The following is a 6000-nucleotide window of genomic DNA, read 5'->3' on the forward strand; positions in this document are numbered from 1 at the left end:
CCTTTCCCTACCTATGCCGCTTTGCCTTTGACGTCGGCTGCCTCGCTGCCGACCTCGAAATTCGCCATCCGCTCCAGCGCCCTGACCAGCGCCGAATGATCTTCCTTTGCGCCGCCATTGGCCGCGCAGGCGTTGAACAGCTGCTGCGTGGTGGACGTGTTGGGCAGTGACACGCCGAGCGCTTTTGCCCCTTCCAGCGCTAGGTTCAAATCCTTCTGGTGCAGTTCGATGCGGAACCCCGGCGCGAAGGTGCGCTTGACCATGCGCTCACCATGCACTTCCAGAATGCGCGAGGCCGCCAGCCCGCCCATCAGCGCCTGCCTGACCTTGGCCGGGTCGGCGCCGGCTTTCGATGCAAAAACAAGCGCTTCGGCGACGGCTTCAATGGTCAGCGCGACGACGATCTGGTTGGCCACCTTGGTGGTCTGGCCAACGCCGTTCGGCCCGACCAGGGTGATGTTCTTGCCCATCTTCTCGAAGACGGGTTTGGCGCGCTCGAACGGCTTTTCCTCGCCGCCGACCATGATGGTCAGCGATGCCGCCTTGGCGCCGACCTCACCGCCCGAGACTGGTGCATCGAGATAATCGCAGCCCAGCTCGTTGATCTTCCTGGCAAAAACCTTGGTCTCGATCGGCGAGATCGAGCTCATGTCGATGACCAGCTTGTCCTTCGAAAGGCCGGCCGCAACGCCATCCTCGCCGAACAGCACGTCGGCGACCTGCGGCGTGTCCGGCACCATCAGGATGACGATGTCGGCAGCCTTGGCCACGGCTGCATGGCCGGCGACTGATGTAAGACCCTTGGCGATGAGATCGGCAGGCGGCTTGGAGCGATGGTCGCTGGCGATGACCTTATAGCCCGCGTCCAGCAGATGCCCCGCCATCGGCGCGCCCATGATGCCGAGGCCGATGAAACCGATGGTTTCCATTGTGGTTCTCCGTCTGTTGTTAGGCCGCGTTCTGTCACGCCCCCCTCTGTCCTGCCGGACATCTCCCCCACGAGGGGGGAGATTGGATGTCACCGCTGCCTTCGCCAATTTTCGAGCGTCAGAAAATCAAAGGCCGGCGCCGAAGCTGCCGATCTCCCCACCCGTGGGGGAGATGGCCGGCAGGCCAGAGGGGGGCGCGAAGGAACGCGACTTCTACTGCGATAGCCGCTAAGCCGCCGCACTGCCCTGCCCGGCCAATTCCTTGAACCAGCCCAAGCCGGCTTCCGTGCCGGCCTTCGGCTTGTACTCCGCCCCGATCCAGCCGGAATAGCCGATGCGGTCGATGTGCTCATAGAGGAAGGGATAGTTGATCTCGCCCGTCCCCGGCTCGTGACGGCCGGGATTGTCCGCAAGCTGGATATGCGCGATGCGGCCGAGGTTTGCCTCGATGGTACGGGCGAGATCCCCCTCCATGATCTGCATGTGATAGATGTCGTATTGCAGGAACAGGTTCTTCGAGCCGATGCGGTCGATGAGAGCGAGCGCCTGATCGGAATAGTTGAGGAAGAAGCCCGGAATATCGCGCGTGTTGATCGGCTCGATCAGCAGCCTGATGCCGGCCTGCTCCAGCTTCTCCGCCGCGAAGGCGAGGTTTTCGGCAAAGACATCCTCCAGCACCTTGCGGTCGGCGCCCTTGGGCGCGATGCCTGCCAGGCAATTGACCTGCTGGCAGCCGAGCGCCTGCGCATAGGCGATCGCCTTGGCGATGCCCTGGCGGAATTCCGGCACACGGTCCGGCAGCACGGCAATGCCGCGCTCGCCCTTGCCCCAGTCGCCTGCCGGCAGGTTGAACAGCACCTGGGTCAGGCCGTTCTTCTTCAATCGGGCAGCGACGACATCGGGCGCATGATCATACGGGCCGATATATTCGACGCCCTTGAAGCCGGCGCGGGCGGCGGCATCGAAACGGTCGAGGAACTCATGCTCGCCAAAGAGCATCGAAAGATTGGCTGAAAAACGCGGCATTCTTTTTGTCCTCTTAGTCGAGCATGACGATCGCCGTCGGCGCGTCTTCCTGATGTTCGGCAAGGTCCTCGAATTCGGTGATCTTGTCGATCTCGGTGCCCATCGAGATGTTGGTGACGCGTTCGAGGATGAATTCGAGCACGACCGGCACCCGGTGTTCTTTCATCAGCCGCTGTGCCTCCTTGAAGGCCGCGGCGAACTCTTCCGGCTTGCGCACCCTGACCGCCTTGCAGCCCATCGCTTCGGCGACCGCAACGTGGTCGACGCCATAGCCGGCCTCCGGTTCGCCTGATCGGTTGATGTTCTCGAAGGCGAGATCGACCTCGAAATCCATCGAAAACCCGCGCTGCGCCTGGCGGATCAACCCGAGATAGGCGTTGTTCACGACGACATGGAGATAGGGCAGCTTGTGCTGCGCGCCAACTGCCAGTTCCTCGATCATGAACTGGAAATCATAGTCGCCAGACAGCGCCACGATGGTGCGGTCGGGATCGGCGGCGCGAACGCCAAGGGCCGCCGGCAAGGTCCAGCCGAGCGGGCCGGCCTGGCCGCAATTGATCCAGTTGCGCGGCTTGTAGACATGCAGGAACTGCGCGCCGGCGATCTGCGACAAGCCGATCGTGGTGACATAGGTGACGTCACGGCCGAACGCCTTGTTCATCTCCTCGTAGACGCGCTGCGGCTTCAGCGGCACCTGGTCGAAATGTGTCTTGCGCTTCATCGTCTTCTTGCGACCCTGGCACTCCTTCGCCCAGCCGGACCAGTCGCGCAGCCTTCCGGCCGTCTTCCACTCGGTGGCGACGTCGAGCAGCATCTTCAACGCCGCACCCGCATCCGACACGACGCCGAGATCCGGCGCGAAGACACGGCCGATCTGCGTCGGCTCGATGTCGACATGGATGAACTTTTTGCCCTTGGTGTAGACGTCGACCGAGCCGGTGTGGCGGTTTGCCCAGCGGTTGCCGATGCCGAAGACGAAGTCGGCCTCCAGCATCGTCGCATTGCCATAGCGATGCGAGGTCTGCAGCCCGCACATGCCGGCCATCAGCCGGTGGTCGTCGGGGATCGCGCCCCAGCCCATCAAGGTCGGGATGACCGGCACGCCTGAAATTTCGGCGAATTCGATGAGCAGATCCGACGCATCGGCGTTGATGATACCGCCGCCGGCGACGATCAGCGGCCTTTCCGCCGCGTTGAGCATCGTCAGCGCCTTTTCGGCCTGGGCGCGCGTCATGGCCGGCTTGAACGGCGTCAACGGTTCATAGGCGTCGATGTCGAACTCGATCTCGGCCAGCTGGACGTCGACCGGCAGGTCGATCAGGACAGGGCCCGGCCGCGACGAGCGCATAAGATGAAAGGCCTTCTGCAGCGCCATCGGGACGAGATAGGGCTCCATGACGGTGACCGCCCATTTGGCGACCGGTGCGGCGATGGCCGATATATCGACGGCCTGGAAATCCTCCTTGTTCAGCCGCGCGCGTGGCGCCTGACCGGTGATGCACAGGATCGGAATGGAATCAGCCGCGGCCGAATAGAGCCCGGTGATCATGTCGGTGCCGGCCGGACCCGACGTGCCGATGCAGAGCCCGATATTGCCTGATTTGGCGCGGGTATAACCCTCCGCCATGTGCGAGGCACCCTCGACGTGACGGGCAAGAACGTGGCGGATGGTGCCCCTCGCCTTCATTGCCGAATAGAACGGATTGATCGCCGCGCCCGGCACGCCGAAAGCGCAGGAAATGCCTTCCTTTTCGAGAACGAGAACAGCGGCATCGACAGCGCGCATCCTGGCCATTTTCCAGCCTCCATAGGGTTTTGACATTCTTGGATTGGCCAAGGATGCCAGCATCCCGGATATTTTTCAATTTTTTCAGAATATTTTTTCATTTCTAGAAAACGGTGTCTGTATCCTGATTTTATTGGATTTTTCGTTTTCCAAGGATTCATCCCTTCGACCGAGTGAAAAACTTTTTCATTGTGTGTTTGACGAAATCGGCTGAGAATGGCGCGATGGAAACGACCGAAAAACGCCAGCGCGGCCGGCCGCGCGCTTTCAACGGGCCATCGGAGGCCAGCTCGGTGCAGTCGCTCGATCGGGCGCTGCGCATCCTGGCCATCGTCGCGGAAGGCAGCGGCCTGTCGCTGAGCGAGATATCAGCGCAAAGCGGCCTTGCCGCCTCCACCGCCTACCGCATGCTGACGACGCTGCAAAACCACGGCATGGTGGAATTCGACACCAGCGACCAGCTGTGGTCGATCGGCGTCGAGACCTACCGCATGGGCGCGGCGTTCCTGCGCCGCCGCAAGCTGGTCGATCGCGCCCGCGTCGTCATGCAGGAGTTGATGGAGAAAACCGGCGAGACCGCCAATCTCGGCGTCGCCGAGGATGACTGCGTGGTCTTCGTCAGCCAGGTCGAGACGCACCAGGCGATCCGTGCCTTCTTCCGGCCGGGCACGCGCAGCCCCTTCCATGCGTCCGGCATCGGCAAGGCGGTGCTGGCGCATCTCGATCCGGAGCGCGTCGGTGTCATCCTGCGCAAGTCCGGGCTGCAGCGCTTCACCGACAGGACGCTGTCCGACATTTCGGCGCTTGCCCACGATCTGGCGCGAATCAAGCTGCGCGGCTGGTCGGTCGACGACGAGGAGCGGCACCCCGGCATGCGCTGCGTGGCGGCGGCCATCTTCAACGAATTCGGCGAGCCTATCGGTGGCGTCTCGGTGTCGGGACCGACCGTGCGGGTGACGCCGGAGCGGCTCGCCGAGATCGGCCCGCTGGTGCGCGATGCCGCGGCCGAGGTAACCAGGATGATCGGCGGTATCAGGACAATCTGACGGTCCCTACGCCCCGGGCAGTGTGCCCTTCGCCGACATCTCAAAGACATCGAGCAGGATCGCCAGTCCGACGCCGCACGCGGTCAAGATGAGGCCGGCCATGAAGATGTGGTTGGCGCGCTCGTAGATCTGACGACGCAACGAACTCATGTCGAGCAGCAGCGACAGCGCACGCATCTGCAGGGCGATGCCGACCAGGATCGGCACCACGGCGAACAGGTCGTAGAACCGCCATGGCACCGGGTTCGCCGCCCAATGCGTGACAAAGCCGAGCGAGAAGGCAAGCAGGATGCCGACGACGGTGATCGTGCCGTTGCGGAAAATGGTCTCGATCAGTTCTTCCTTCGGATCGTGCTCGTCCAAGCGTCCCTCCCCGCGGCGATCGATCAGGTGCGGTCGAGACTAAGCGCTCGGTAAATCCCTGTACACGGTCTACTGAGCTGGAATTCGATTGCCGCGAACAAACAAGAAGCAAACGGCCGCCAGGGCGCCCCCAACAGCAAAAAGGGGCGGTGGGGACGCCCCTCTTCCGGCTGATTGAAACGCCACCTCCTCTCAGAGACGGCAGTAGTGGCGGTAGCCGTCGTGGCCGAGATAGGTGTCGGAGTCGACGTCGTAGCTTGCGTAGCGATCGTAGCAGCGACGGACGTGCCATGAACCGCCGTCTTCGTCGACATAGACGGTCCGGGGCTGGGAGAGCAGGCTGCCCAGCACGAAACCGCCAACGCCGGCGGCGATGCCGATGCCGATCTCGCGGTTGTGGTGGCTGTGAGCAGCCGAGGGCTGGACGGTGCCGACCAGAATGCTGGCGGCGACGGCGGTGGCGATGACGCCGGAAACGAGTGTGCGTGTGAACATGACGATCTCCTTGCTTCGTTGACCGAGACGATCCATCCGCCTCTTGATCATCTGTCGTTGCGGCAAGGAAAAAGGTTCGAATCTTTTTCGATTTTCTGGACCGGCTTGGGTTGCCTGTGCCGGGATCGCGCTGGCGGTGCGTTCGACCTCAAGAGGTTGGCGAGGACGTCGACGACGGCCAATCTCCCCCTTGTGGGGCAGGGCAATCGCATATTGCAGCGCCAGCTCCCCACTCCGGCCGCTACGCGGCCACCTCTCCCCCATGTCCATGCTATTGCATTCACACATCTCGGTTGCGTTTTGGGGCGAAGCTCGATTCTATTTGGGCCGGGACGCTGAAGGAGGTTTGAATGAC

At 62.7% G+C, this 6000-nt stretch carries 6 protein-coding genes; 1 reads left to right on the top strand and 5 read right to left on the bottom strand.

The genetic code is table 11. From position 1 onward, the window contains the following. Positions 1-11 precede the first annotated feature (11 nt). The 3 genes from NKI73_RS31565 to gcl form a co-directional block, all read right to left on the bottom strand. On the bottom strand, positions 12-929 hold the full coding sequence (locus tag NKI73_RS31565; protein WP_352635728.1) for a 2-hydroxy-3-oxopropionate reductase: 918 nt from the start codon (positions 927-929) through the stop codon (positions 12-14). 228 nt (positions 930-1157) lie between these two features. Next, positions 1158-1955, bottom strand: coding sequence for a 2-oxo-tetronate isomerase (gene otnI, locus NKI73_RS31570; protein WP_352635730.1), 798 nt, complete (start codon positions 1953-1955; stop codon positions 1158-1160). 13 nt (positions 1956-1968) lie between these two features. Further along, positions 1969-3750, bottom strand: a complete 1782-nt coding sequence (gene gcl, locus NKI73_RS31575) for a glyoxylate carboligase (RefSeq protein ID WP_352635732.1) — start codon at positions 3748-3750, stop codon at positions 1969-1971. A gap of 215 nt (positions 3751-3965) precedes the next feature. Between gcl and bhcR the strand changes: the two genes are divergently transcribed. Beyond that, the gene (gene bhcR, locus NKI73_RS31580) at positions 3966-4787 is read left to right on the top strand and encodes an HTH-type transcriptional regulator BhcR (protein ID WP_352635734.1); all 822 of its coding nucleotides are present in this window, start codon (positions 3966-3968) and stop codon (positions 4785-4787) included. A 6-nt stretch (positions 4788-4793) separates the two neighbouring features. Here the strand turns inward: bhcR and NKI73_RS31585 are convergent, their stop codons facing one another. Beyond that, a complete protein-coding gene (locus NKI73_RS31585) occupies positions 4794-5150 on the bottom strand; it encodes a hypothetical protein (protein WP_352635736.1) in 357 nt (118 codons plus the stop codon). A gap of 192 nt (positions 5151-5342) precedes the next feature. Then, positions 5343-5645 (bottom strand): BA14K family protein, encoded by a 303-nt coding sequence (locus NKI73_RS31590; RefSeq protein ID WP_352635738.1) that lies wholly within the window; start codon positions 5643-5645, stop codon positions 5343-5345. Positions 5646-6000 lie beyond the last annotated feature (355 nt).

The organism is Mesorhizobium sp. M0496, assembly GCF_040321205.1.
In the GTDB taxonomy this organism is placed as follows: Bacteria; Pseudomonadota; Alphaproteobacteria; order Rhizobiales; family Rhizobiaceae; genus Mesorhizobium.

What these genes read in the sequence shown, in the direction of transcription:
- NKI73_RS31565 (WP_352635728.1), bottom strand. Translation starts at nt 929, where the DNA reads ATGGAAACCATCGGTTTCATCGGCCTCGGCATCATGGGCGCGCCGATG.
- otnI (WP_352635730.1), bottom strand. Translation starts at nt 1,955, where the DNA reads ATGCCGCGTTTTTCAGCCAATCTTTCGATGCTCTTTGGCGAGCATGAG.
- gcl (WP_352635732.1), bottom strand. Translation starts at nt 3,750, where the DNA reads ATGGCCAGGATGCGCGCTGTCGATGCCGCTGTTCTCGTTCTCGAAAAG.
- bhcR (WP_352635734.1), top strand. Translation starts at nt 3,966, where the DNA reads ATGGAAACGACCGAAAAACGCCAGCGCGGCCGGCCGCGCGCTTTCAAC.
- NKI73_RS31590 (WP_352635738.1), bottom strand. Translation starts at nt 5,645, where the DNA reads ATGTTCACACGCACACTCGTTTCCGGCGTCATCGCCACCGCCGTCGCC.